Below are 22454 nucleotides of genomic sequence, written 5' to 3'. Positions count from 1 at the left end.
GTAAACGGCTGCAAGCAACTACCTTGAATGCAGGTGATTGTTCATCGGTGTTGGGATATAAAAATCCTCATGACGGCAATTTTTTTAAATGTCTGTATAATCCGATTCAATGTTTTAGAAAGGATTGTTTATGAAATTTAATTTTAATTTACCAAAAGCATCGTTTATGGGCTTGCTCATGATGGGCAGCGTAGCTGCTTTTGCCAGCACGCCTGAGTCTGTGAATGTCTTGAAGTTCAAAGATGGACAAACCTTATTTATTGGCGACAGTCAGTCTGCAACGTTATACGCTTACTCTGTGCCAGAACAAACGAATGCTGCGGCTGGTAAAGCGTATAACATTCATGACCTAAGCTCGAAGCTGGCTTCATTTGCAGGCGTTGCCGCCAATGCACTGATTATCCGCGACATGGCGATTCACCCTGTGTCTAAAGAGGCTTACATTGCTTTTGATACGAACAACGGTAAAGGTTACACCTCGCATGTGGTTGTGGTGAACCAAGCGGGTGAGTTGCGTGCTTTTGACTTGGCTGCAGTGGCTCACACAGAAGCTAAAATCAATGATGCGCCCACAAACACAACCAGCTTTTGGGGCAAAACGCCCATGCGCGCGCTCACAATAACGGATATTGATTTTTACAAAGGAAAAGTTTATATCAGCGGCATGTCGAATGCCGAGTTCTCATCGGCATTGCGGGTTTTAGATTACCCATTCAATGGCACAACCCCCAGCACATCTTCTGTTGAAATCTTCCATGGTGTGCACAATCAGAATGAAACACGAGCGCCGATTCAAACCATGACGTTTGTTAATATTGATAACAAAGACTATGTGCTGGCCGCCTATACGTGCACCCCGCTGGTTTTAATTCCTGTCGATGAGCTTAAAAACGGCGCGCACGTTAAAGGCAAAACCATTGGCGAAATGGGTTACGGCAATACACCTGTTGACATGATTAAATTCAAATCAGCTGGCTTTGATAAAAAACCATATGAAGGCGTGATTTTATCCAATCGCAATCGTTCGGCTTCATTCATCAATATGAGCGATATTGCGTCCAGTGCTAAAAAAGCGGGAATCACCAGCAACCTTGGGTTCTCGGAAAAAGCGGGCGTGGAATCGACCTCCTTGCCTATGACGGGTTTATTGCAATTGGATGACCAAGACGATTACCATATCACCGCCCTTCGCCGAGATGATGAAACGGGCAACTTAGAATTAATTTCTTTTATGAAAAATGTGTACCTGCGTTTGGATGAATTTGTGTCTGAATACGACCAGCCTTCATACGAATACAAGGGCGAACAACTGCAAATGAAAGGCGTTCAAAACATGCTCATTCAAGATTTGGATCGCCCGCAAGACATCAAAAAATAATCGTTCAACACGCTGCTCAGTGTTAAACACAGAGGTATGACAACGTCATACCTTCTTTTTTATAACTTTTATAACATATGACGCTCAAAACAAATCTCAGAATCGCCACTGGCTTATTATGCTTATCCGCCTCATTTCAATCATGGGCACAAGCACCTACGGTGCTAAACATTTACCCAAGCACACAGAAAATCCCTGAAAACGTTTTACGGTTTTATATACAGTTTTCTCAACCGATGCAAGAGATGGGCATATTACAGCACGTCCATTTAACAGACAGCGAAGGCCACAACCTCAGCGGCGTGTTCTATGAAAATCAATACGAACTTTGGAATAACAATCGCACAAAGGTAACCCTGATTGTTGATCCAGGTCGAGTTAAAACAGGGCTAGAAGCGCATGAACAAATGGGAAGAGCATTTGTCGCAGGTCAAACCTATCATTTAACCGTGGACAATCAACTGCTTAATTTTGCTGGAGAAAAATTAGAAAAACCCTATACCAAAGAGTTTGTCGGCGTAACTGAAGACATCACCGCACCGCGCATACAAAACTGGCGCATATCTGAACCTCAACACGGTACAACAGAAGCGTTATACATTGATTTTAAAGAACCACTTGATCACATCAGTGCTCAAACATTGATTAAAGTGTTGCACCACAATCATGAAGTAAACGGCGCAGTAACACTATCTCAAGATGAAAGTGTTTGGCAGTTTACGCCCAGCGAACCATGGCAAGCCGATGGCACATATGAGTTAATAGTCAACGCTCAACTGGAAGATATCGCCTCTAACTCACTGGATTTGGCTTTTGAGCACCCCCACAAAGAAGGCATTCGAATCATAAAAGACCAACGTTTGCCCATTCACGTCCGATAGCAATAAGGAACACCGAATTGAAAATAAAAAACCTCGCATTACGCGAGGTTTTTTATTTTTGGTAGGTCGTACAAGATTCGAACTTGTGACCAACGGATTAAAAGTCCGCTGCTCTACCAGCTGAGCTAACGACCCAAAAAACGGTACAACAAAATGCTTCAAAACAAAAGCCCCGCTTAGGCGAGGCCTTTCTAAATTTGGTAGGTCGTACAAGATTCGAACTTGTGACCAACGGATTAAAAGTCCGCTGCTCTACCAGCTGAGCTAACGACCCAAATCAGAAGCAAGATTATAGTCAGCCTAAAAATTTTTGTCAACACTTACGCAACAAAAGCAGCGAAATATTTTTATGCGGGCTGGTGGTGCATGCCGTCAAGTTCACACGATGCACTAAAAACCAGTAAAATACACGCTCTATTTTTCATATATTTAAAATCACATTAGGTCACCATGTCTCCTGAGATTCACGACGATTTATCAGCACTACGCACTCCACCTCACTCAATCGAAGCCGAACAATCCATATTGGGCGGGCTGATGCTCGACAACATGGCTTGGGACAAAATCAACGACATGATTCGCGAAGAGGCTTTTTATCGCTTCGATCATCGGCTGATTTTTAAAACCATCGCCATGCTCATCGAACAAGGACACCCTGCAGACGTTGTCACGGTGTTTGAGTCTTTGCAGACTCAAGGTCGATTGGATGATGTGGGCGGTATGTCTTATTTGAATGCCTTGGTGACGAGTGTGTCGTCAGCCGCTCACATTCGACGCTATGCGGAAATCGTACATGACCGCGCACTGCTGCGTAAACTGGTCAGTGCATCGGACAACATCGCAGAAGCAGCTTTTGCGCCCCAAGGTAAAGAAACCAAAGAAATCATCGACTTTGCGGAACAATCTATTTTAGCCGTAGCAGAAGACGGCCGACGCGGCGGCGGTGCTGATTTTCACGAGTTGCCCGTGGTTTTAAGCGATGTATTGGATCAAATTAATGATTTGTATCATCGCGACCAAAAAGATGAGGTGACGGGCGTATCAACCGGATTTTATGACCTAGACCGTATGACCGCAGGTTTACAAAAAGGCGACTTGATTATCGTTGCGGGTCGGCCATCAATGGGCAAAACCTCATTTTCGATGAATATTGCTGAACATGTTTCTATCGCCGAAGGCTTGCCTGTTGCGGTGTTTTCAATGGAGATGGGTGCGAAACAATTGGGCATGCGTATTTTGGGCTCGGTTGGTAAGCTCAATCAAACCCGTCTGCGTACAGGGCAACTGAACGATGAGGATTGGGAACGCTTGACCGTGGCGATGGAAAAAATGCACGAAACGCAATTGTTCATTGACGAAACGCCCGCTTTAAACTCTCTCGATTTGCGCGCTCGCGCTCGCCGACTGTCTCGCACATGCGGTGGTTTAGGTCTTATCGTCGTCGACTATTTACAACTGATGAGTGCGTCGCGTGCGGGCGACAATCGTGCAACAGAAATTTCAGAAATTTCACGTTCTCTTAAAGCTTTGGCGCGAGAACTGGAATGCCCACTCATTGCCCTGTCTCAGTTAAATCGTAGCGTTGAACAACGTCCTGATAAACGACCAATGATGTCCGATTTGCGTGAGTCTGGTGCGATTGAGCAAGATGCCGACATCATTATGTTTGTCTATCGTGACGAGGTTTACAATAAAGAAGACCCGAATGCAAAAGGTAAAGCTGAAATTATCATTGGCAAGCAGCGTAACGGTCCAATCGGCACGGTCAACTTGAACTTTATTGGCGAGTACACAAAATTTGACAACGCCATATATTCTGATGAATATGTACCTAACTATTAACTTTACACCATGTCCATGTTTACCATTCTCACCACTATTATTCTGATCGTTTCAGCTTTTTATATTTATCAACGGCTCATCCCTCATACATGGTCTAGATTGAAGCGGGCCATTGGATTGCTGGGGCTTTTGTTACTTTCTATGTGCCTACCCGCCCAATTTTTCATACGCCTGGTTACAGAGGTCAACAGCAGCTATGTTCTGATAAATATTTTGAGTTACGGCTTCGGGTTTTACTCATTGTTACTCGTTTTCACAGTCGCTCAACACGTCATTTCTTTGCCCTTTCGTTTCATAAAACCAGCCAAAAACGTCTCCAACGAACGGCGCGATTTTTTGCGTCAAAGCTCACGTGCTGGTATTTTAGGCGCAACGACGGCTGTTTTCGGTTATGCTGCGCATCGCGCTTTAGCCGAACCGACCATCAATCGCATCCAAATTAGCATTGACAACCTTCCCGCCGAGCTTGAAGGTCTAACCATTGGGCAGATTTCTGATGTTCATGTCGGGCAACTGCAAAATGAGGATACCTATCTGAAAAAAATTGTCGCTGCAGTCAATTCACTCAATGTCGATATAATGGCGATAACGGGAGATGTTGTTGATGGTTCTGTGGCTCGCTTAAAAAATAGTGTCGCGCCATTGGCCCAAATCCAATCCAAACTCGGGACATTTTACGTCACGGGTAATCATGAATACTACTCAGGTGCAGTGGGCTGGATTGAGCATTTTAAAACGTTTGGCTGGCACGTTTTAGGCAACGAACATGCAACACTCAATGTGCGTGGACACGCGATTGTCGTGGCTGGCGTACATGACCTCAAAGCTGAACAACGCATCCCCGCTCATGCTTGTAATCCCGAAAAAGCATTTAAAAACAGCCCTGAAAATGCACAATTGACTCTGTTGCTTGCCCATCACCCAGGGACATCCGAATTAACAAAAAACTTAAAAGTTGACTTGCAGCTATCAGGTCATACTCATGCAGGGCAATATTTCCCCGCCACATGGCTGGTTCAATATTTTCATAAGTTTTCACGAGGTTTAAACCGCAATCAAAATGGCTGGGTATATGTTAACTCTGGCACAGGTTATTGGGGGCCGCCTTTACGCACCACGGATATTTCAGGCGAAATTACCCACATTACATTAATGCGAGCATAAAAAAACCAAGGCAAATGCCTTGGTTTTTTATACTTAAAAGAAAGGCCTTTTTAAGACCTACCTTTAAAATTATACCGCTGGAATAACATTTAAAGTGATACCCGCAGTGACATCAGTGAACAGGCCAATTTGAACTTCATATTCGCCAATCGCTTTGATGTTACCTGCAACCACCTTAACTTGTGATTTGCTCACTTCAAAACCTTGTGCTTTCAACGCTTCAGCGATATCGGCATTGGTTACAGAACCAAACAAACGACCATCAACACCTGCTTTAGAAGGCATTGTTAACTGCAAGCCAGTCATTTTTTCAGCAACGGCTTGTGCTGCAGCGAGCTTTTCAGCTTGTACTTTTTCAATTTCAGCACGGCGAGCTTCAAACTCCGCCATTGCAGTTGCAGTTGCGCGGCGTGCTTTACCTTGAGGAATCAAGAAGTTACGTGCGTAACCGTCTTTAACTTTAACCACATCGCCAAGCTGACCAACGTTCAAAACTTTTTCTAATAAAATGATTTGCATTTTCTATCCTTTTTCGTTATCGAAACCCATTACGTTTCAATCAACGATGTTCAAATTAGTGGTTATCGCAGTAAGGCAACAAAGCCAAGAAACGAGCACGCTTGATGCAAGTATTCAACTGACGTTGGTAAATAGCGCGAGTACCAGTTAAACGTGCTGGGATAATTTTGCCATTTTCAGCGATGAAATCTTTTAATGTATCAACATCTTTGTAGTCGATATGATCTACTTTAGCCATTGTAAAGCGGCAAACGCGCTTGCGTTTGAACAATGGGTTTTGTGCTGGACGGCGTTCTGGACGACCTGATTTGCTACGTGGAGCTGCCATGATGCATTTCCTTTTCTAAACTCTAAAATTAATCTGTAAGTGCATTAAGCACATCTACAGCAATGGGACTCATGTGAGTCAGATGCAACCTTAACTTGAGGCTTTTGAGACTTTTTCGATTTAAAAAACCTTGCACTCGATAACTTAAACCGACCTGTGCTCTCTCTAAAACCGATGCCATTTCCCCCATCGCGATGCCTGCCAACTCAAATTGAGCCTGTCGTTCAAGTCCTATTTCTGACTGAACGCCCGTATGGGCAAACACGGCTTCGACAACGGGAACACCTGCCAAGGTCTTTCGCAGTTCACTTTTTTCAAGCAAACACACATCCAAAATTAAACGATTGGTCGGATGTACTGCGTCTGTACTCACTGTATCAAACAATTAAGCTGAAGCAGCAGGAGCGGGCGCAGATTTGCGTGCTTCTTCTTTTTCAGCCGCTTTCATCATGATAGATTGCGTGACTTCCGCTTTATCCATCTTGATAGTCAAATGGCGCAAAATAGCATCATTGTAGCGGAAAGCATGTTCAAGTTCGTCCAAAGTAGTTTGGCTGCACTCGATGTTCCAGCACACATAATGGGCTTTAACGAGCTTTTGAATTGGGTAGGCCAATTGACGACGACCCCAGTCTTCAAAACGGTGGACTTTGCCTTCTTGGGCTTCGATTTGTGCTTTGTAACGCTCAACCATAGCAGGTACTTGTTCGCTTTGGTCAGGGTGCACAATCAATACGATTTCATAATGACGCATATTCACTCCTTGTGGATGAAAGCCACCTCGCGCGTCTGTGCGAGTGTAGCAAGACGATACAAAAACGGCTAATGCGCAAGCATTAACCGCAATTGCATAATATGGCGTTAGCAAATGAAATTTTATTCTTCATAACTAAAAAACAAAACTCACATACAACGCAACTTCGGGATTATAAGCAACAATCCAAAAAAAATCAAGCCTATACGTAGCCCAGCGCCAATCAATACGTCTAACCTACTGTGACAACTTTGTATGTTAACTCAAGTTCTTTTGCCAAGGCTTGAAACGGCTTCATTTCGACTGTTGGTAAAATAAATGCACCACACACAAGATGCTTTTCATTACTCAATGTTATCAAAGTGAAATGATACGTACCCAACCAGTGTGCATAAGCCTGCAATGCCGTATTGATAACTCGCTCTTTATTGGCTTTAGTGACTTCTTCTTCACACTCCCATTCAAATCCTTCTGGCAAATTCCAATTAAAAGCAAGTTCTTGAGCTTGCCACTCGAAGTCATCGATTGGATGCCCCTTCGTGTCTAGAAGTATCCACTGCCCCCATTTTTGCCCGATGTCCTTTGTTAAACTCAAAATCGCTTGACAGGGCTTTTCATTCATATCCAAACCATCAAAATACAGTCCAGATAAACGCATTCGCTCATGCGCTGATAACGGCCGAGTAATCTGCTTAATTAAACGCTGATGCTTAACAATGAAAGGGGATGCCGGCAAAATACACAACAGTCCCTTTGACATGAGATTTTGGTAATTAATCTCAGGCTTTGGTTCAGGCTTTGGTTCAGGCTTTGGTTCAGGTTCAGGTTCAGGTTCAGGTTCAGGTTCAGGTTCAGGTGCTGGTGCTGGTGCTGGTGCTGGTGCTGGTGCTGGTGCTGGTGCTGGTGCTGGTGCTGGTTCTGGTTCTGGTTCTGGTTCTGGTTCTGGTTCTGGTTCTGGTTCTGGTGCTGGTGCTGGTGCTGGTGCTGGTGCTGGTGCTGGTGCTGGTGCTGGTGCTATAAGCTTTTCCTCAACAACCTCAACCTCAAGCGGCTCAGGAGAGCTTGAAGCATTTTCTTTACCAACAAATAATTTTTTGAGAAATTTAAACATTTTTTATGCCATCAGTTTTTCGAGTAGTTCTTTATCAAGTTGAGGGTGCTGTATACAATTCAAATAACGCCCTTCGTTATCCAGCTTCCACCAAAAGCTTCCCAATTTTTCTGATACAACAGTTTGAGGCCAGTCAAGCCAAGGGGCATTTGATACACCTTGCAAATTGGAGATGTCTAAATCATCTGCTTTTGGGGGTTGCCAAACACTTAACAGCTGTTGAACCTGCCGTTGTTTGCTTGCGATGCGTCGATGTGTTTGAACTCGAAAAAAATCGCGCCACTCTGGTTTGTATTCAGCCCATAGTTTTTTGAGCATTTCGTCCAGTTGCCTACTGTCTTTTTGGACACATAACAAGGAAAAATCCCGTAAAACTTTTAACCAGTGGTTCGGTTCTTTAAGCTGATTCAGTAGCCAACGCTTAGGCACCAATTGATAAATAATAAAGGGGTAATTTCGGCCTATTTTATCTTTTGAGTCGAAAATAACACCTACCGCCATTAAATGACGGGATGAATTCAATAGTTGACCTTGTATCGCAAAGCACCAAGGTGAAATAGAGTGGGCTTGATGGCTCAACGGACTCTTTTGTGCAGAGGCCGCGTCATTATTTTTAGTTCGAGTTGAAAACCATTGGTCTAGTTTATATTTTTGAGTTTGCGGTACGCGAATTCTCAAAAAATCGCCATGAGACGGTAATTTTCCAAAACATGAAGGGGCTGGGATCATGTTTTGGATTCCGTTCTTGCTTTACTGTCAGCACCCTTTACTTGACCAATTTGGAGCGCTACTTTTTTATTTCTCAAAGCCAACGGCTGCGTTAGCTTTGGCATATATTGTGCTGTCTTTATGCCAGCGGATGCTGACTGTTTTTTTTGGACAGTTTTTAAATTACTAAGCTGCTTTGGAGCGGCTGGTTGAATAGCCGCTGCTTTTTGTAAGGGTGCTGGAGTAACCGTTGTAGCAGGTGGATTACTAGCAACAGCAGGTATCGCAGAGGGGCATTGGAATGACTGCAAAATATTGCTATAAAAAGGGTTGGGCAAACCGCTTGCAGATATATCCAGTACCACTTTTCGACCATCTAAATCATAAGTCGCTGTGAAACGGTTGGCTGAAATAGAATTGGTTAGACGGGCTTTATCCAAGAGTCGGAACAAAGCCCATGGACCACTGGCTGAAATGGTTGAGGTCGAAGCACGAATGCGCGGCTCTGCAGTAATTTGAGCAGAAACGCCACCCCGCGGGCCAGGCCATGCGATATTTAAGGGCACAACAGGACCGTGTACATAACGTTGGGCTTGCCCATCGATATTGATAATCAGTTCTGTAATATACGGATCTAGCTCGGCAACGCTCATGTCCATACGCCATGCAATGCGGTGACCTTGTGCTGACGCAGCCGCAGAGACATCAGAAGCGGCGGTTGCGGTGTTAGCACGCGGCACAGGTATGTCGCTAAAGAAGAGTTGACGAATGGTGTCTGCTTGTTCAAATGTTGCTAAATTGGGACCTAATATTGGGGCATCTGGAGTTGTACTCAGTTTATAACGCCACGGTTTAGTTGATGTATCGACAATCGGTAATAGATTTTTTTGGAAAAACTTATCAAACAAACCATCTTTACTAAACAGCATGGTGAAGTCTTCAGCGGAAACCTCAGTTAAACTGGCTCTATTGAATGGGTATTTACCAGCGATTGCTTGCAAGCAAAAATTGCCAACTTGATCATTGGTCTGCTTAACCAATAACTCACCCACGCCTTGATTAACTTTCTTTTGTCCTTGTAACGAAAAATCAGCCAATACCATATTAAGGGGGGCTGGATATTTAGAGGCTTCTAATTGAAGTTTGTTAAATATATCGCTGACAGGCGGCATCGTATTGCTTTTCATGGCATTATCAGCGAGGGTCAGCGCATTATAATATTCGTTCAAAAGCGCATTGACACCTTCAAGTCCAGCCTTACCTGACGCTGCACCACCAATTCCAGCTGTAGCACTTTTAACGTCTGCTTGACCTGTGACCACCTCACGCAAAGCCGCAAATCGATTGTCGACTAAATCGCGTTCCATTTGAGTATTAAAAAAAGTCAACTGCTTAGAGGCACTTTGGAGATTTTTCTTGGCATCATTAGCGGCTTTTTTCAGTTCAGCTGCTTTTTGATCAACCGCAGTAGTGCCGTCTGTCGGAGTCGGTGCAACTTCAGCAATGACTTTAGTCAAAGTTGTTTCTCGCACTGCGGCACGAGCCAAACGATTCAACGGAGAATCGGGACTGGCCAAAACTCTAGCGATGTTAAGTTCAAATGAAAGATTGGCAGAACCAATTTTATTACTATCTGCTGCGACTCGAATGTCTTCTAAAAAATTTTGCCACGTCGTTGCATATTCCACCAGATACATACGACGTATTTCCTGTGTAACAGGACTATTCATTTTTTTTTCGAGTAGCGCAGTGTCGCTTAAGTAATCTTCAACATTTTTTTTTTCAGCAGTTGCTTGTCCCATTACCCATGCATCATCTAATTCAGCTTTGGCAACAAACTCAATCAATCTTTTACTGAACAGCTCTTGGTAACCATCGTAAGTAAATAGACCCGAGACACCTTTGTCTAAAGGCTCCCCACTTTTTCGAGAGAACACAATCGCCGCTTGCGGACCAACGGCTTTGGTCAATGTAAAGTCAGCAGGTGCTTCTTGTTTCATATCTGCTTTAGCCCGTTCATACAAACGCTGAATCGAGGTTGTTGCACTTAAATATTGACGCACCTGATTAATCAAATTTTGATCGGGTGTCTGCTGAGATTGAATAATCCTTTTGTCATCAAACATATTTTGGATGTGCTCAACAACGGATACTTTGCCACCAAACGATGCGCTGCTGTCTTGCTCTTTCAAGTCATTCAAAACCCAGTCGCGCACATCATTGGCTTTAAAGTGCTCTTTATCATGCAACATCAAATAAACTCTTAATGCATTGTATGCACGATCCGAGTTTTGTTTTTGCATACCATCAAGCATCACAGCCTGTGTGCGCTGAATGATGTAAGGCAATAACAAGTTATCTTGTAGTTTTTGGTAAGCAGTTTTTGACGCATTGGAAATGGTATCGCCTGTATATAAACCATAACGATAAGCATACGCGGGATTAGCCAAATCCAAATCAGAATATAAAGGTAAATTTTGAGCCGAACTCAATACATCAGGAATAAGCTCTGTTTTACCTTGTTCATTCAAAGTTTTGACCTCACCTGCTAGGCCATCAGCTTTGACATCCACGGATTTCAAGTAATTTTTATTGTTGGCATAGCTAACAACCAAACCACTGGCTAACCAAAAGAAAATAAAACCAGCCAACAAGTGCCCCAACATCTTGACCAAACGATATCGAGCTTCCCAACGCAGATTCGGACGTACTAAATGCGCTTCTTGAAATATCAATTTTTGCAAAAGATCTTGCAAGAAGTAGCTTTGAGTCGCCGTCGGCTGTAGCTGATTATGAGCTTCATTTTTCACAACAATCGGAGCAGATTCAACTGCAGCAGCTTGTTCTGCATCTTCTGAGGCCTCAAGTGCGCCCAAAACATCTACATCGCTATCACTAACAGACTTATCCCACTCGTTAGCAGCATCCGCAACTGTCTTCTCATTTTGACCAAAAAAACGTTTAAAGCGTTGCCAAATGGTTTCCTTGTCGGCCACAACTTGTTGATAAGCCGTTTGAACACCACTGGTAAAGTAGATGCCTCGTAGGGTGGTTAAGTTTTGCGTATCATCATATTTTGAATCAAGGAATAACTGTTCAATGACAACTTCTAACTTACTCCCAAGGCTCGCAAACTCATCTGAAAAACCATACAGTTTGCAACGGCGGTCAATGTCATATTCTTCATGCAAGCGAGAATTAACACCTTTTTTAAGCTGTTCTGTCAACAACTTGAGTTCTTCACGGCATTTATTTTTCAAAGCCAAAGCACCCAGTTGAGTTTCAGCGCCATAAGGTAAGGTAAAACCCCACGGCTGTGAACGCCCTGCCGAGGTTAGCTGATGGAAATATTCCTCAAAACCTGGCAACAAGTCTGTTTTAGTGATGATGACATAGATAGGAAAACGAATACCAAGCCCCGTTCGCAGCTCGTCCATACGTGCACGCATGGCCGCAACTTCCACTGCCAAATCTTCTTTAGACAGTTCCAGTAAATCCGCTACACTTAATGCCAACATCGCACCATTGATTGGCGCACGTGGTCGATATTTTCTCAATAAATCAAGAAAGCCTTTCCATTCGGCCGCATCGGCTTGAGGCTCGCTGTCTTGGCTGACATAACGACCCGCGGTATCAATCAAAACCGCTTCATTGGTAAACCACCAGTCACAATTGTGAGTACCTGCTACGCCTTTAACATTAGCCGAACCAAGCTGCTCCGCCAACGGAAACTTCAAACCTGAGTTTAATAAAGCCGTCGTTTTACCTGCCCCTGGGGAGCCAACAATCATATACCACGGCAATTCGTATAAGTATTGCTTGCCTTCAAACAGCTTCTTAATGCCACTTGAGTTGACACGCAAACGCTTAAGCTGACGCAAAGCGGATTGCATTTTATTGCTGACTTCTTGCAATTGCTCTTTTGCCAATACAGGTTCATCCACTTTATCTGATTTTGGATGAAGAATTTTTTGCAACAAATTTTCATTCGCTCGCATCGCTTGCCACAAGCGGTAGAGCAAGTAGACACCATATACAAACAGTACGATTGAGATTGTCAACACACGTACCCAAATGGCCTCGAAAGGTTTGGTTTCGCCAACACTAATCAGCGGCGTGGCGTGCCAAATCAATAGGCACAAGGCTGTCACACCAATCACGCTAACCGGCCATTTAAGCAACACAAACAAAAGAAGAACCAATAACAAAACAATCGTAGTGACTCTGATTCCAACCTCAGCCAATGGACGAATACCACCAAATGATATCATTGGGCCTATAAACCAAATAGCTAACCCAAGCAGCACCACGGCCACAAATGCCAGCATTTGTTTCGAAAACAAAAACGAGAAAACTTGTCGAAGAAAATTCATATTTTGACCTTATTATTGAATCACAACAATTTCTACGCGGCGATTTTTAGAACGGCCAGCGGGTGTTTTATTATCTGCAATGGGTTCAGCATCGCCCTTGCCCACAACATTCAAGCGATTACTTTGGACCCCTACACTTTCCAGGTAGCTAGACACGCTATGCGCACGCTTTTCTGACAGAACCTGATTATTTGGAAACGCCTCTGTTTTTATCGGGCTGTTATCCGAATGACCAAACACATTAACCGTTCCAGTCACACGATTTATTTCAGCCGCAACTTTATCCAATGTCGGTTTGATATTGTTGTTGACCTCTGCCTGCCCAGGTACAAACATGTTATCGCCCGTGAATGTCACCACTGTTTGCCCCGCCCCTTCTGTGACTTTAACTACGCCCTTACTCACCTCGGTCTGTAACAACTCTGCTAAACGCAAAGTCACCGCAGGCTTGACTGCCATGGTTTGTGTTTCACTGACATTCTGAATTTTGGCTTCTAAGTCTTTAGTTTTTGACATCAAGTTATACTTATACCAGCCAAACAAACCAAACAACACAAGCCCTAAAACTGAAGCTGTCACCCAAACAGGCAGGCTGCGGAAGATAGTCATTTTGCCACCAGACTCACCTTTCCAATTTGGTGACAAGGTGTAATCAGGTTCGCCTTTTCGATTATTGATAATCGTTCGAACTCGATGACGTATGGTTTCAAGTTGCCTTTTACCATCCGATATCGGTTTATAACGCCCCTCAAACCCTAAGCCCATGATTTGATACATCACTTCGAGCACATCGCCGTGCTCATCTGGATTTTGAGCCAAACGTCCTAGAAGTTGAAAGAATTTTTCGCCACCATAAGTTTCATTATGAAAGACCACCAGCAAGCTGTTACTGGCCCAGGCTGTCGCACCTTCAGCCCAACTCATATTGCCAGCAATTTCGTCGATACCTGTACATAGGCAATAACGAGTAGCTAAAATATGCTCATTCTTGATACCAGCTTGCTCTGATAAATATTGGAATATTTTAACTTCTCGTACCAGCATGTCACGAAAAGCCTGCATGTCACCCTCTGCAGGTTTAATTCTCATATCAGCCATTACACGTAGCAGTGGTCTAGCCGCCTCCAAAAGTGGATTTTCTGCGACTTTAATCTCTTGCAAACGACGCTGCACTTCAGATGCAGCAATTGTATTCGAGTCCATTTCACTTATATCACGTGACTTGTTGTAGGTGGTATCACTCATGCGTTCTCTTTATTAGTCGTTTTTACAAATCCATATAATTAAATTGCAACAGCAATTAACGATCTCGAATGCCCCAAAGTTCCATTTTCAAGCCAGGGAAATTGCCTGCAATGTGCATTGCCAAACCGCCTGATTGCTCTAGTTGCTCCCATAATTTACCCGTTTGGCTCACTTCGAAATAAGTGTAGCCCGAGTTAAATGGAATCTGTCTTGGGGCGACAGGTAAGGTATCTAGCTCTATGCCAGGCAAGTGCGAACGGACTAAATCAATCAATCGCTCAAAAGGTGCAACTTTGGCTTGAGAAATAAATTGCTGCTGTAACATTTCTTTTGGCAGGTCGGCTTGAACACCCAACACAATCGAGCCAAAACTTTCTAATTCATTTGGTGAAAGCACCGCAAGATATACGCCATGTGGTCGATTCTCAAGTTCAATCATCTGAGCGCTTCGTTCCAAAACGACATTTAATAAGTGGCGTAAACTCAGTACCAAAGGTTCAATAGAAAACCGAGGATGTAAATGGTCATACTCAGGGAACACTTCAGGACGGCGTGTTTTACTATTCACAAAAGTCGACATTTCGCCAGCCAGTTGCAACAGCGTTTGATATAGCTCTTCTGGCGAAGTCTCAGGCACGCTCAACAAGTGTTTAAGCAATGGCTGATAGCGATTTAAAAGCTGTAAAATAAAGTAATCGGTCACTTCAGCAACCTGACTGCTGCGCACATCAGTACCGACCAGACGTTTAGCCAAAGCGTCTGCTCGCAAATTGGTCAGTCCATGAATCTCGATCAACCAGTCTTTTAATTGTTGGCTGGCCGCGAAACCTGTCACAGGTGGAATCAATGTCGAGTCCAACCGAATACTGCCATCTGATAAAATTTCTGACACTTTTGCGATAGGCAGACCAACCCAAGCATCGCCCATTTCTTTCGCGGGCACTAATTTCAAGCGTAAATGGCTCATTTGAACCAATTTGCTACCCATACCAATTGAATTGCTGTCACGCAACTCATACTCAAATGCAATATTTCTAGCCAATGAACGTCCCGCATCTTCTTCAAACGCGGTTTCTTCAGAGTTTGGCAAGCGAGCTGGCGTTGCTAAAAAAATCTCTTGTTCTAGTAATTCGTGAGTAATTTTCAGTGGCTGAGGTAAAGGCATATGCCCTGGCGCATCAAACGGTGTCCCGTCAATAAACAAACCCGTTGCACTTTTTAAAACTATCTTACCCAGATTTAAAGACTCAGTATCTATGGCGTAATGAGAAATACCCCAAAAAAAAGGGGATAACGTTAAAGAGCGACGGTGCGCATAATGCTCAAGATATCTTTCTTGCTGCTGCAAGTGTTGAGGACGCATAAACAAGCCCTCAGTCCACACGATTTTATTGTACCACCCCATGAAAATCCTCTTTCTTTTACACGAATAACTTTATTTTGCCTCGAGATCAATAACTTTAATCTCGTTATCATCATATTCAATTCTTAATTTGGCTTTTTTACTTGGTATAACGGAACGATACCAAGCAGCTTCAGGAGATGGCTGCAATTTATATGTAACGCGCCATATCGAGCGTGGTAAGTCTCTAAATTCAGCAATAAAACCAAGGACTGTCGTTTGAGAATTGCTCTTACGAGTAATTCGCTTTGTGTCTCCTGGTTTTAATATATATTCATTTTTTTCAAGCAAATCCGCTTGTAACACTTCTTTATCATTTTTTTGCAAGGTGAAAAAGTCAGCGGCCTCAAATGCGGCCTCCGACTTAAGCTCGTACACTTTAACCAATAAAGGAGAAGCACGACCTTGAACATCTTTATTTACTTTTGCCTGAGACACCAGTGTCAAATCAAGCTTTTGTTGCTCTTTTGGTTTAGGGTCAGATGACGCGCATGCGGTCACGAGTAAAGTTAAACACAACAAACTTATCTTTAATAACCATTTACGCACGTCATCCTCCCTATTTTTTAAAATTAAGAATCTTTGTTCAATTTAATGTCGTAAGTTGCAGTCACTGCACCTGCGCCACCACCTTGAGCATTTTGAACTTTGTATTCCATCTTAACTTTAGCGAAAGATAAGCGTACTTTTTCAAGCACTTTAACTTCATCTTTAGCATCAGCAGATTGACCTGTATAAGTCACGATAACATCGCTCATAGTGACAACCAAGTATTCAAAAGGCTTGCCACCCGCTTTACGAACAGTCAGCTTACACTCTGGAATGTGTTTACCCGTTAAACAATATTTCGCCAAATTAACAGAGGCTTTGTCATAAAAATGAGTAAACTCTAAGTCATGCACTGTTGCTTTGCCTGAACCACCGCCACCGCCAGCGTGCATGGTTGATTGTTGTTCCATTACCCATGAGTAGGTCAAGACATCAATCTCATTTTTGTGCGCGTCATCTGCTGACTCACCATCAATGCCATTGATTTTTAAGAAAATATCTTGTGCCATTGTAAATCCTCTCTATGCTTGTTAATTGCTATTGCTTATGCTGCTGTTTGTTTTACAGATGGTAGTTTTGCGACCAACCGTAAAGACACCGTTAAGCCCTCTAATTGGAAATGGGGGCGTAAAAAGAATTTTGCACTGTAGTAACCCGGATTGCCCTCAACCTCTTCAACAACCACCTCAGCAGCAGCCAAAGGACGGCGTGCTTTTGTTTCTTGAGTTGAGTTTGTTGGATCCGCATCGACGTAGTTCATAATCCATTCGTTCAACCAACTTTGAACTTCATCGCGCTCTTTAAATGAACCGATTTTGTCGCGAACGATACATTTCAGATAATGAGCAAAACGCGAGCATGCAAATAAATATGGCAAACGAGCTGACAAATTTGCATTCGCCGTTGCGTCTGCATCGTAGTATTCTTGTGGCTTTTGCAAAGATTGTGCGCCAATGAAAGCAGCATAATCAGTATTTTTGCGATGTAACAACGGAATGAAACCATTTTTAGACAATTCTGCCTCACGACGATCGCTGATTGCGATTTCAGTCGGGCACTTCATGTCTACGCCACCATCATCTGTTGGGAATGTATGGCAAGGTAAATTCTCTACAACACCGCCACTTTCAACACCGCGGATTGAAGTACACCAGCCGTAGTGTTTAAATGAACGATTGATGTTCACCGCCATGGCATACGCTGCATTGATCCAGTTGTATTTGCTGTGATCGCTACCGTCAGTGCTTTCTTCGAAATCGAACTCATCGACTGGGTTGGTTTTAACGCCATATGGTAAACGACCCAAGAAGCGCGGCATTGCCAAACCGATGTAACGCGAGTCATCTGACTGGCGCAAAGAATGCCAAGGTGCGTATTCAGTATTTTGGAAGATTTTGGTTAAATCACGAGGATTTGCCAACTCTTGCCACGAGTCCATTTGCATGACTGAAGGAGACGCACCCGAAATAAATGGTGTATGCGCCGCAGCGGCAACTTTACTAATTGATTGCAGCATTTCAACATCTGGTGGAGTGTGGTCAAAGAAATAATCCGCAACCATACAGCCATAAGGCTCGCCACCCAATTGACCGTATTCAGACTCGTAAATCGCTTTGAACAATGGGCTTTGATCCCAGCCGACGCCTTTGTAGCGTTTGAGATTCCGGCGCAACTCATTTTTAGAAACGTCCATGAAACGAATTTTCAACATTTCATCTGTTTCTGTGTTGTTGACCAAATAATGTAAACCGCGCCATGAGCTTTCTAAAGCTTGAAACTGCTCATGGTGAATAATCAAATTAATTTGCTCTGACAATTTGCGGTCAATTTCACCGATAATCGCGCTAATGGTGCGATAAGAGTCATCGCTCATCGTCACAGAGTTAACCAAAGCTTGTTCGGCCAAGGTTTTTACTGCTAATTCAACGGCTTCCTTAGCTTGTTCTGTTTTAGGCTTAAACTCTTTATTTAATAATGCACTAAACCCAGATTCTTGTAATGCTGGGGTATCTAATACTGCTGATTCAGCTTGATTCATAGTCTTAATCCCTTTTTAGTTATCGAATTAATTGGTTGCTTCTGGCTCTTGTGATGACTGTGGCTTTGGTGCGGCCGCCAAACTCTTCAACAATGCAGGGTCTTGAAGAAGTTGATTAATCAAGCTTTCTGCACCAGTTTTGCCATCCATGTATGTTTGCAAATTGGCCAATTGTGTACGAGCATCCAACAATTGTTTGAGTGAATCGACTTGTTCAGCAATACGAGCTGGCGAAAAATCATCCATACTATTAAAAGTAATGTCGACCATTAACTGACCTTCACCACTTAAAGTATTGGGAACTGCAAATGCCACACGTGGTTTAATTGCTTTCATGCGATCATCAAAATTATCCACATCAATTTCGAGGAACTTACGGTCAGCAACTGGCACCAACGGGTCAATAGGCTTACCTGACAAATCAGTCATCACCGCCATAACAAATGGCAGCTCAATTTTTTTCTCTGAACCATAAATCTCTACATCGTATTCAATTTGAACACGGGGCGCTCGATTGCGAGCGATAAACTTCTGTCCACTATTACTTACAGCCATTAGATGCCTCCACGGTTTTGGTTAAAAAACATAAACAATTATTAAAATTTAACAAATTACAATATTACCATCTTCAACGCTTACTTCAAGCTTATTTATAATCTTTTTAGATGAAAAAGATTCAAGCCATAAACGTCCAAGCTTTGGCAATATGTTCTTTTCAATAAAACCAATAACTAAGCGAGCACCCGTGTCTGTTGATAAACAGCTGTCGACAATGTGTTGTACAAGCTTATCAGAGTAAGCCAAATCCACATTGTGATTAAGAGCAAATCGATTCTTGATTTTATTCATTTGAATACGCACAATCTGTGCTAAATCATCTAATTTCAATGGGTAATAAGGCACGATAGTGACTCGACCCAAGAAAGCAGCTGGGAATACTTTCAACAACTCAGGAAAAATCGCCTCCCGCAAAGCTTCTGGTTCTGGCAACAAAGTCTCATCTTGGCATAAATTAGCCAGCACATCAGAACCTGCATTGCTTGTCAATAAAATGGTGGTGTTTTTAAAATCAATGTATCGCCCTTCACCATCTTCCATCCAGCCTTTATCAAACACTTGATAAAAAATCTCGTGAACGTCAGAATGCGCTTTTTCAATTTCATCAAGCAAAATCACACTGTATGGGCGACGACGGACCGCTTCAGTCAAAACACCACCCTCACCATAACCAACATAGCCAGGAGGCGCGCCTTTCAAAGTTGAAATGGTGTGTGCCTCTTGATACTCACTCATATTAATCGTGATGAGGTTTTGCTCACCACCATACAAAACATCCGCCAATGCTAAAGCAGTTTCAGTTTTACCAATACCCGATGTGCCTACGAGCATGAATACGCCGATGGGTTTATCTGGGTCAAGCAACTGCGCATAAGAGGTTTGTACACGATTGGCAATTTGATCGAGCGCATGATTTTGACCGATGACTCGCTTTTGCAAATCATTATCCAGAGACAAAACATTGACCATTTCGTCTTTCATCATTTTGCCAACGGGTATGCCTGTCCAATCAGAAACGATACTGGCCACCACCTCAATGCCGACTCGCTCATAAACCAAGGGCATGCCCACTTGAATCGACTTGAGCTTTTCTTCGATAGCTTTTATCTGAGTCTGCAAATCAGTCAAATGAGCGCCTTCTGCCGAGTCCTCTTCGGACAGTTTCAAAACCTGTTCGCGTGCTGCTCTCAACTCCTCAACAACTTCTTTTTCTTGCTGCCAACGTGCCTCAAGCACAGACAATTCTTCGGTATTCGTCTTTAATTCATTATCGACAACAACCAATCGTTCGTGCTGCGCACCGCCCGCATTAATTTCTTTCTGTAATAAATCCCGTTCGAGTTTTAGTGATGCCAATTTCATGCGTAAAGATTCAACCTGAGCAGGCGGCGCATTCAAAGAAAAGGCAACGCGTGCACAAGCGGTATCTAGCAAGCTGATGGCCTTATCGGGCAACTGACGTGATGGAATGTAGCGGTGTGATAAACGAACGGCCGATACAATCGCTTCATCCAGCATCCCTACTTTATGATGCTTAGTGAACACATCGACCAAGCCTCGAACCATGTTGATGGCATTAACTTCCTCTGGCTCCATGACTTGTAGCACTTGGAAGCGTCGCGTCAATGCAGGATCTTTTTCAATATGTTTCTTGTACTCACTCCAAGTCGTCGCACCCACGGTGCGCAAAGCGCCTCGCGCTAAAGCGGGTTTAAGTAAATTAGCGGCATCGCCTGTACCTTGAGCACCACCAGCACCGACGAGCGTATGGACTTCGTCAATAAACAAAATGACAGGCTCTTTAGACTTACCTACATCTTCAATCACGCCTTTTAAGCGAGATTCAAATTCACCCTTCATGCTCGCGCCTGCGAGCAAAGCACCAACATCGAGAGAAAGCAACTTAACGTTTTGCAGCACTGGCGGAACATCGCCGCTTGCTATCGCTAAGGCCAGACCTTCAACAACCGCTGTTTTACCAACGCCAGCCTCACCCGTTAACAACGGGTTGTTTTGACGGCGGCGCAACAAAATATCAATCATGCCGCGAATTTCACCCGAACGCCCTATCACGGGGTCAATTTTGCCTTGTCTTGCCTGCTCAGTTAAGTCAGTACAAAAACGCTGCAAACCACTTTTGTTCTTTTGCTCCGATGGCAAAGCATTGCTGGCTTCACCAGGCACACTGCTATCAAATTGTGAGCCATCGTAGCTATGCTCTTCGCCTTCAGGCGAACCTGATGACAAAGCTGGCAAATGCTCGATTTCATCGGTCGGTATTTTTCTGAATTGAGTCGAAATGCCGAACAATACGGTTCTGAATTCTGGAATTTTTAGCAGAACGGCTAACAAATAAGCACTTCTAATGCTTGACGACTCAAAATACAATGTTGAGTAGACCCAAGCACGCTCGATTGCTTCGGTGATGTGATGAGAGAAATCACTAATAGAACTTGCACCATTTGGCAACGCCATCAGCGCAGATGTGATGTCACGTTCCAAAACGGGCATATCAAACTGATAATGTCGCGCTATTCTGTGTATATCGCTATCTGGCAATTGTACAATTTGTTGAAGCCAATGCACCAACTCAACGTAAGGATTGCCTCGCAACTTACAAAAAACTGTCGCCCCTTCTACTGATTTAAATAAAGTGGGGTTTAACTTACCAAACAGTGCCGACCTAGAAATATCCATCATTCTCCCTTATGCAGCTATATATTAATATTCTATGCTGCGAAACGACTTAACAAACCAATCTATCTCTACACGATTCAACCAGTTCAATAAGACAGGCTGAATTATAGACAGAGATTAATAGATTATTCAATATATATCTTAAAAAAATTTACACATATTACATTCTTAACTTCTTAAACCTTAACGCATCATGGTAACTATCTGAGCAACAATTAGGAATTAAAATTACAAACCTGTTAGTTATATTAAATACAATTAAAAAAACTGGTAAATCATACTATATCTTTTAGAAAACCACATCATTTTTTTAAAATAATACTTGAAGGCAAGTGCCGATAAATTTTCAATCTCATAAAAAAATCCCGCTTATTGAAGCGGGATGTTCAAATACACTCAAACCAATAATGAACCGTTATTCGACCTCACCCTTCAAGGTCACTTCAATCCGTCGATTGGGCATCAGGCAGGCAATAACCTGAGGTGATTTTGCACCTGGACAGCTCACCACTGGATTGGAAGCCCCACGACCTTCGGTTTGGATTAAATGAGCTGGCACACCTTGTTGAACTAAAAAAGCCTTAACCGTTGCAGCTCTGGCTTCTGACAAACCTTGATTATAGGCTTGCGAACCCAAACGGTCGGTGTAACCCACAATCGAAATTGAGTTTAATTTAGCTGGACTTGAGTTAATTTTTGAAGCCAATTGGTTTAGAACCGCACGACCTGGTGGCTGTAGACTGTTCAAGTCTGAACGCCCAAAGGCAAACAGTCCATCGGCTGACAATGTCAAAGGTTTGGCCACCGCAGGTTTGGCTTTTGGATGCAAAAAGTTTTCGCATTGCCCATCTTTCCAGTAAGTGGCTTTGACACGATATTTCTCATCGTATTGCACCTGATATTGGCA

General features: G+C 43.3%; 20 protein-coding genes and 2 tRNA genes. 5 read left to right on the top strand and 17 right to left on the bottom strand.

Annotated features, from left to right (window positions below; all coding sequences use genetic code 11):
- Positions 1-130 precede the first annotated feature (130 nt).
- A complete protein-coding gene (locus DFR44_RS03335) occupies positions 131-1378 on the top strand; it encodes a hypothetical protein (RefSeq protein ID WP_133619297.1) in 1248 nt (415 codons plus the stop codon).
- A 77-nt stretch (positions 1379-1455) separates the two neighbouring features.
- The gene (locus DFR44_RS03330) at positions 1456-2259 is read left to right on the top strand and encodes an Ig-like domain-containing protein (RefSeq protein ID WP_133619296.1); all 804 of its coding nucleotides are present in this window, start codon (positions 1456-1458) and stop codon (positions 2257-2259) included.
- A 59-nt stretch (positions 2260-2318) separates the two neighbouring features.
- On the opposite strand, the gene DFR44_RS03325 is transcribed toward DFR44_RS03330, so the two are convergent.
- Both DFR44_RS03325 and DFR44_RS03320 read right to left on the bottom strand, forming a co-directional pair.
- Positions 2319-2394 (bottom strand) — tRNA-Lys (locus tag DFR44_RS03325).
- Between the two features lie 63 nt (positions 2395-2457).
- A tRNA-Lys gene (locus DFR44_RS03320) sits at positions 2458-2533 on the bottom strand.
- Positions 2534-2709: 176 nt separating this feature from the next.
- On the opposite strand from DFR44_RS03320, the gene dnaB reads away from it, so the two are divergent.
- Positions 2710-4101, top strand: coding sequence for a replicative DNA helicase (gene dnaB / locus DFR44_RS03315; RefSeq protein ID WP_133619295.1), 1392 nt, complete (start codon positions 2710-2712; stop codon positions 4099-4101).
- Positions 4102-4437: 336 nt separating this feature from the next.
- Positions 4438-5265 carry a metallophosphoesterase gene (locus DFR44_RS03310; RefSeq protein WP_162845138.1) on the top strand — a complete coding sequence of 276 codons (828 nt, stop codon included), beginning with the start codon at positions 4438-4440 and terminating at the stop codon, positions 5263-5265.
- A gap of 69 nt (positions 5266-5334) precedes the next feature.
- On the opposite strand, the gene rplI is transcribed toward DFR44_RS03310, so the two are convergent.
- The 5 genes from rplI to DFR44_RS11375 form a co-directional block, all read right to left on the bottom strand.
- Positions 5335-5784: a 50S ribosomal protein L9 gene (gene rplI / locus DFR44_RS03305; RefSeq protein ID WP_133619293.1), complete on the bottom strand. Its 450-nt coding sequence runs from the start codon at positions 5782-5784 to the stop codon at positions 5335-5337.
- A gap of 55 nt (positions 5785-5839) precedes the next feature.
- On the bottom strand, positions 5840-6112 hold the full coding sequence (rpsR, locus tag DFR44_RS03300; protein ID WP_133619292.1) for a 30S ribosomal protein S18: 273 nt from the start codon (positions 6110-6112) through the stop codon (positions 5840-5842).
- A gap of 28 nt (positions 6113-6140) precedes the next feature.
- Positions 6141-6485, bottom strand: coding sequence for a primosomal replication protein N (gene priB, locus DFR44_RS03295; RefSeq protein ID WP_162845137.1), 345 nt, complete (start codon positions 6483-6485; stop codon positions 6141-6143).
- Between the two features lie 12 nt (positions 6486-6497).
- Positions 6498-6866, bottom strand: coding sequence for a 30S ribosomal protein S6 (gene rpsF, locus DFR44_RS03290; protein ID WP_133619290.1), 369 nt, complete (start codon positions 6864-6866; stop codon positions 6498-6500).
- A 232-nt stretch (positions 6867-7098) separates the two neighbouring features.
- Positions 7099-7488, bottom strand: a complete 390-nt coding sequence (locus tag DFR44_RS11375; protein WP_162845133.1) for a DUF6630 family protein — start codon at positions 7486-7488, stop codon at positions 7099-7101.
- A 176-nt stretch (positions 7489-7664) separates the two neighbouring features.
- Here DFR44_RS11375 and DFR44_RS11560 point away from each other — a divergent pair, with 176 nt between their 5' ends.
- On the top strand, positions 7665-7886 hold the full coding sequence (locus tag DFR44_RS11560) for a hypothetical protein (protein ID WP_211336888.1): 222 nt from the start codon (positions 7665-7667) through the stop codon (positions 7884-7886).
- A gap of 94 nt (positions 7887-7980) precedes the next feature.
- On the opposite strand, the gene tagF is transcribed toward DFR44_RS11560, so the two are convergent.
- The 10 genes from tagF to DFR44_RS03235 all read right to left on the bottom strand — a co-directional run.
- Positions 7981-8706, bottom strand: a complete 726-nt coding sequence (gene tagF / locus DFR44_RS03280) for a type VI secretion system-associated protein TagF (RefSeq protein WP_133619289.1) — start codon at positions 8704-8706, stop codon at positions 7981-7983.
- Positions 8703-13058 carry a type VI secretion system membrane subunit TssM gene (tssM, locus tag DFR44_RS03275; protein ID WP_133619288.1) on the bottom strand — a complete coding sequence of 1452 codons (4356 nt, stop codon included), beginning with the start codon at positions 13056-13058 and terminating at the stop codon, positions 8703-8705. The genes tagF and tssM overlap by 4 nt, the downstream gene beginning before the upstream one ends.
- A 12-nt stretch (positions 13059-13070) precedes the next feature.
- The gene (gene tssL, locus DFR44_RS03270) at positions 13071-14303 is read right to left on the bottom strand and encodes a type VI secretion system protein TssL, long form (RefSeq protein ID WP_133619287.1); all 1233 of its coding nucleotides are present in this window, start codon (positions 14301-14303) and stop codon (positions 13071-13073) included.
- A 55-nt stretch (positions 14304-14358) separates the two neighbouring features.
- Entirely contained in the window at positions 14359-15708 is a 1350-nt protein-coding gene (gene tssK / locus DFR44_RS03265; protein ID WP_133619286.1) for a type VI secretion system baseplate subunit TssK, read from the bottom strand.
- A 30-nt stretch (positions 15709-15738) separates the two neighbouring features.
- Positions 15739-16254: a type VI secretion system lipoprotein TssJ gene (tssJ, locus tag DFR44_RS03260; protein WP_162845135.1), complete on the bottom strand. Its 516-nt coding sequence runs from the start codon at positions 16252-16254 to the stop codon at positions 15739-15741.
- 23 nt (positions 16255-16277) lie between these two features.
- Positions 16278-16763: an Hcp family type VI secretion system effector gene (locus DFR44_RS03255; protein ID WP_133619284.1), complete on the bottom strand. Its 486-nt coding sequence runs from the start codon at positions 16761-16763 to the stop codon at positions 16278-16280.
- Positions 16764-16798: 35 nt separating this feature from the next.
- Positions 16799-18292 (bottom strand): type VI secretion system contractile sheath large subunit, encoded by a 1494-nt coding sequence (gene tssC / locus DFR44_RS03250; protein WP_133619283.1) that lies wholly within the window; start codon positions 18290-18292, stop codon positions 16799-16801.
- 27 nt (positions 18293-18319) lie between these two features.
- Positions 18320-18847 (bottom strand): type VI secretion system contractile sheath small subunit, encoded by a 528-nt coding sequence (tssB, locus tag DFR44_RS03245; protein WP_133619282.1) that lies wholly within the window; start codon positions 18845-18847, stop codon positions 18320-18322.
- Positions 18848-18895: 48 nt separating this feature from the next.
- Positions 18896-21547 (bottom strand): type VI secretion system ATPase TssH, encoded by a 2652-nt coding sequence (gene tssH / locus DFR44_RS03240; protein WP_133619281.1) that lies wholly within the window; start codon positions 21545-21547, stop codon positions 18896-18898.
- A gap of 415 nt (positions 21548-21962) precedes the next feature.
- A partial coding sequence (locus tag DFR44_RS03235; protein WP_162845134.1) for an OmpA family protein occupies positions 21963-22454 on the bottom strand: 492 nt, incomplete at its 5' end.

The sequence above is a fragment of the Hydromonas duriensis genome (genome assembly GCF_004363775.1).
GTDB classification, from domain to species: Bacteria; Pseudomonadota; Gammaproteobacteria; order Burkholderiales; family Burkholderiaceae; genus Hydromonas; species Hydromonas duriensis.
The sequence above is the reverse complement of the archived record's forward strand: the minus strand, read 5'-3'. Positions and strand labels throughout refer to the sequence as shown.

Coding starts and splice junctions, on each gene's coding strand:
- tssK (WP_133619286.1), bottom strand. CDS start 15,708: ATGGGGTGGTACAATAAAATCGTGTGGACTGAGGGCTTGTTTATGCGT.
- DFR44_RS03255 (WP_133619284.1), bottom strand. CDS start 16,763: ATGGCACAAGATATTTTCTTAAAAATCAATGGCATTGATGGTGAGTCA.
- tssB (WP_133619282.1), bottom strand. CDS start 18,847: ATGGCTGTAAGTAATAGTGGACAGAAGTTTATCGCTCGCAATCGAGCG.
- tagF (WP_133619289.1), bottom strand. CDS start 8,706: ATGATCCCAGCCCCTTCATGTTTTGGAAAATTACCGTCTCATGGCGAT.
- DFR44_RS03335 (WP_133619297.1), top strand. CDS start 131: ATGAAATTTAATTTTAATTTACCAAAAGCATCGTTTATGGGCTTGCTC.
- DFR44_RS11375 (WP_162845133.1), bottom strand. CDS start 7,488: ATGAATGAAAAGCCCTGTCAAGCGATTTTGAGTTTAACAAAGGACATC.
- rpsF (WP_133619290.1), bottom strand. CDS start 6,866: ATGCGTCATTATGAAATCGTATTGATTGTGCACCCTGACCAAAGCGAA.
- tssM (WP_133619288.1), bottom strand. CDS start 13,058: ATGAATTTTCTTCGACAAGTTTTCTCGTTTTTGTTTTCGAAACAAATG.
- DFR44_RS03330 (WP_133619296.1), top strand. CDS start 1,456: ATGACGCTCAAAACAAATCTCAGAATCGCCACTGGCTTATTATGCTTA.
- rpsR (WP_133619292.1), bottom strand. CDS start 6,112: ATGGCAGCTCCACGTAGCAAATCAGGTCGTCCAGAACGCCGTCCAGCA.
- tssC (WP_133619283.1), bottom strand. CDS start 18,292: ATGAATCAAGCTGAATCAGCAGTATTAGATACCCCAGCATTACAAGAA.
- tssL (WP_133619287.1), bottom strand. CDS start 14,303: ATGAGTGATACCACCTACAACAAGTCACGTGATATAAGTGAAATGGAC.
- rplI (WP_133619293.1), bottom strand. CDS start 5,784: ATGCAAATCATTTTATTAGAAAAAGTTTTGAACGTTGGTCAGCTTGGC.
- dnaB (WP_133619295.1), top strand. CDS start 2,710: ATGTCTCCTGAGATTCACGACGATTTATCAGCACTACGCACTCCACCT.
- tssH (WP_133619281.1), bottom strand. CDS start 21,547: ATGGATATTTCTAGGTCGGCACTGTTTGGTAAGTTAAACCCCACTTTA.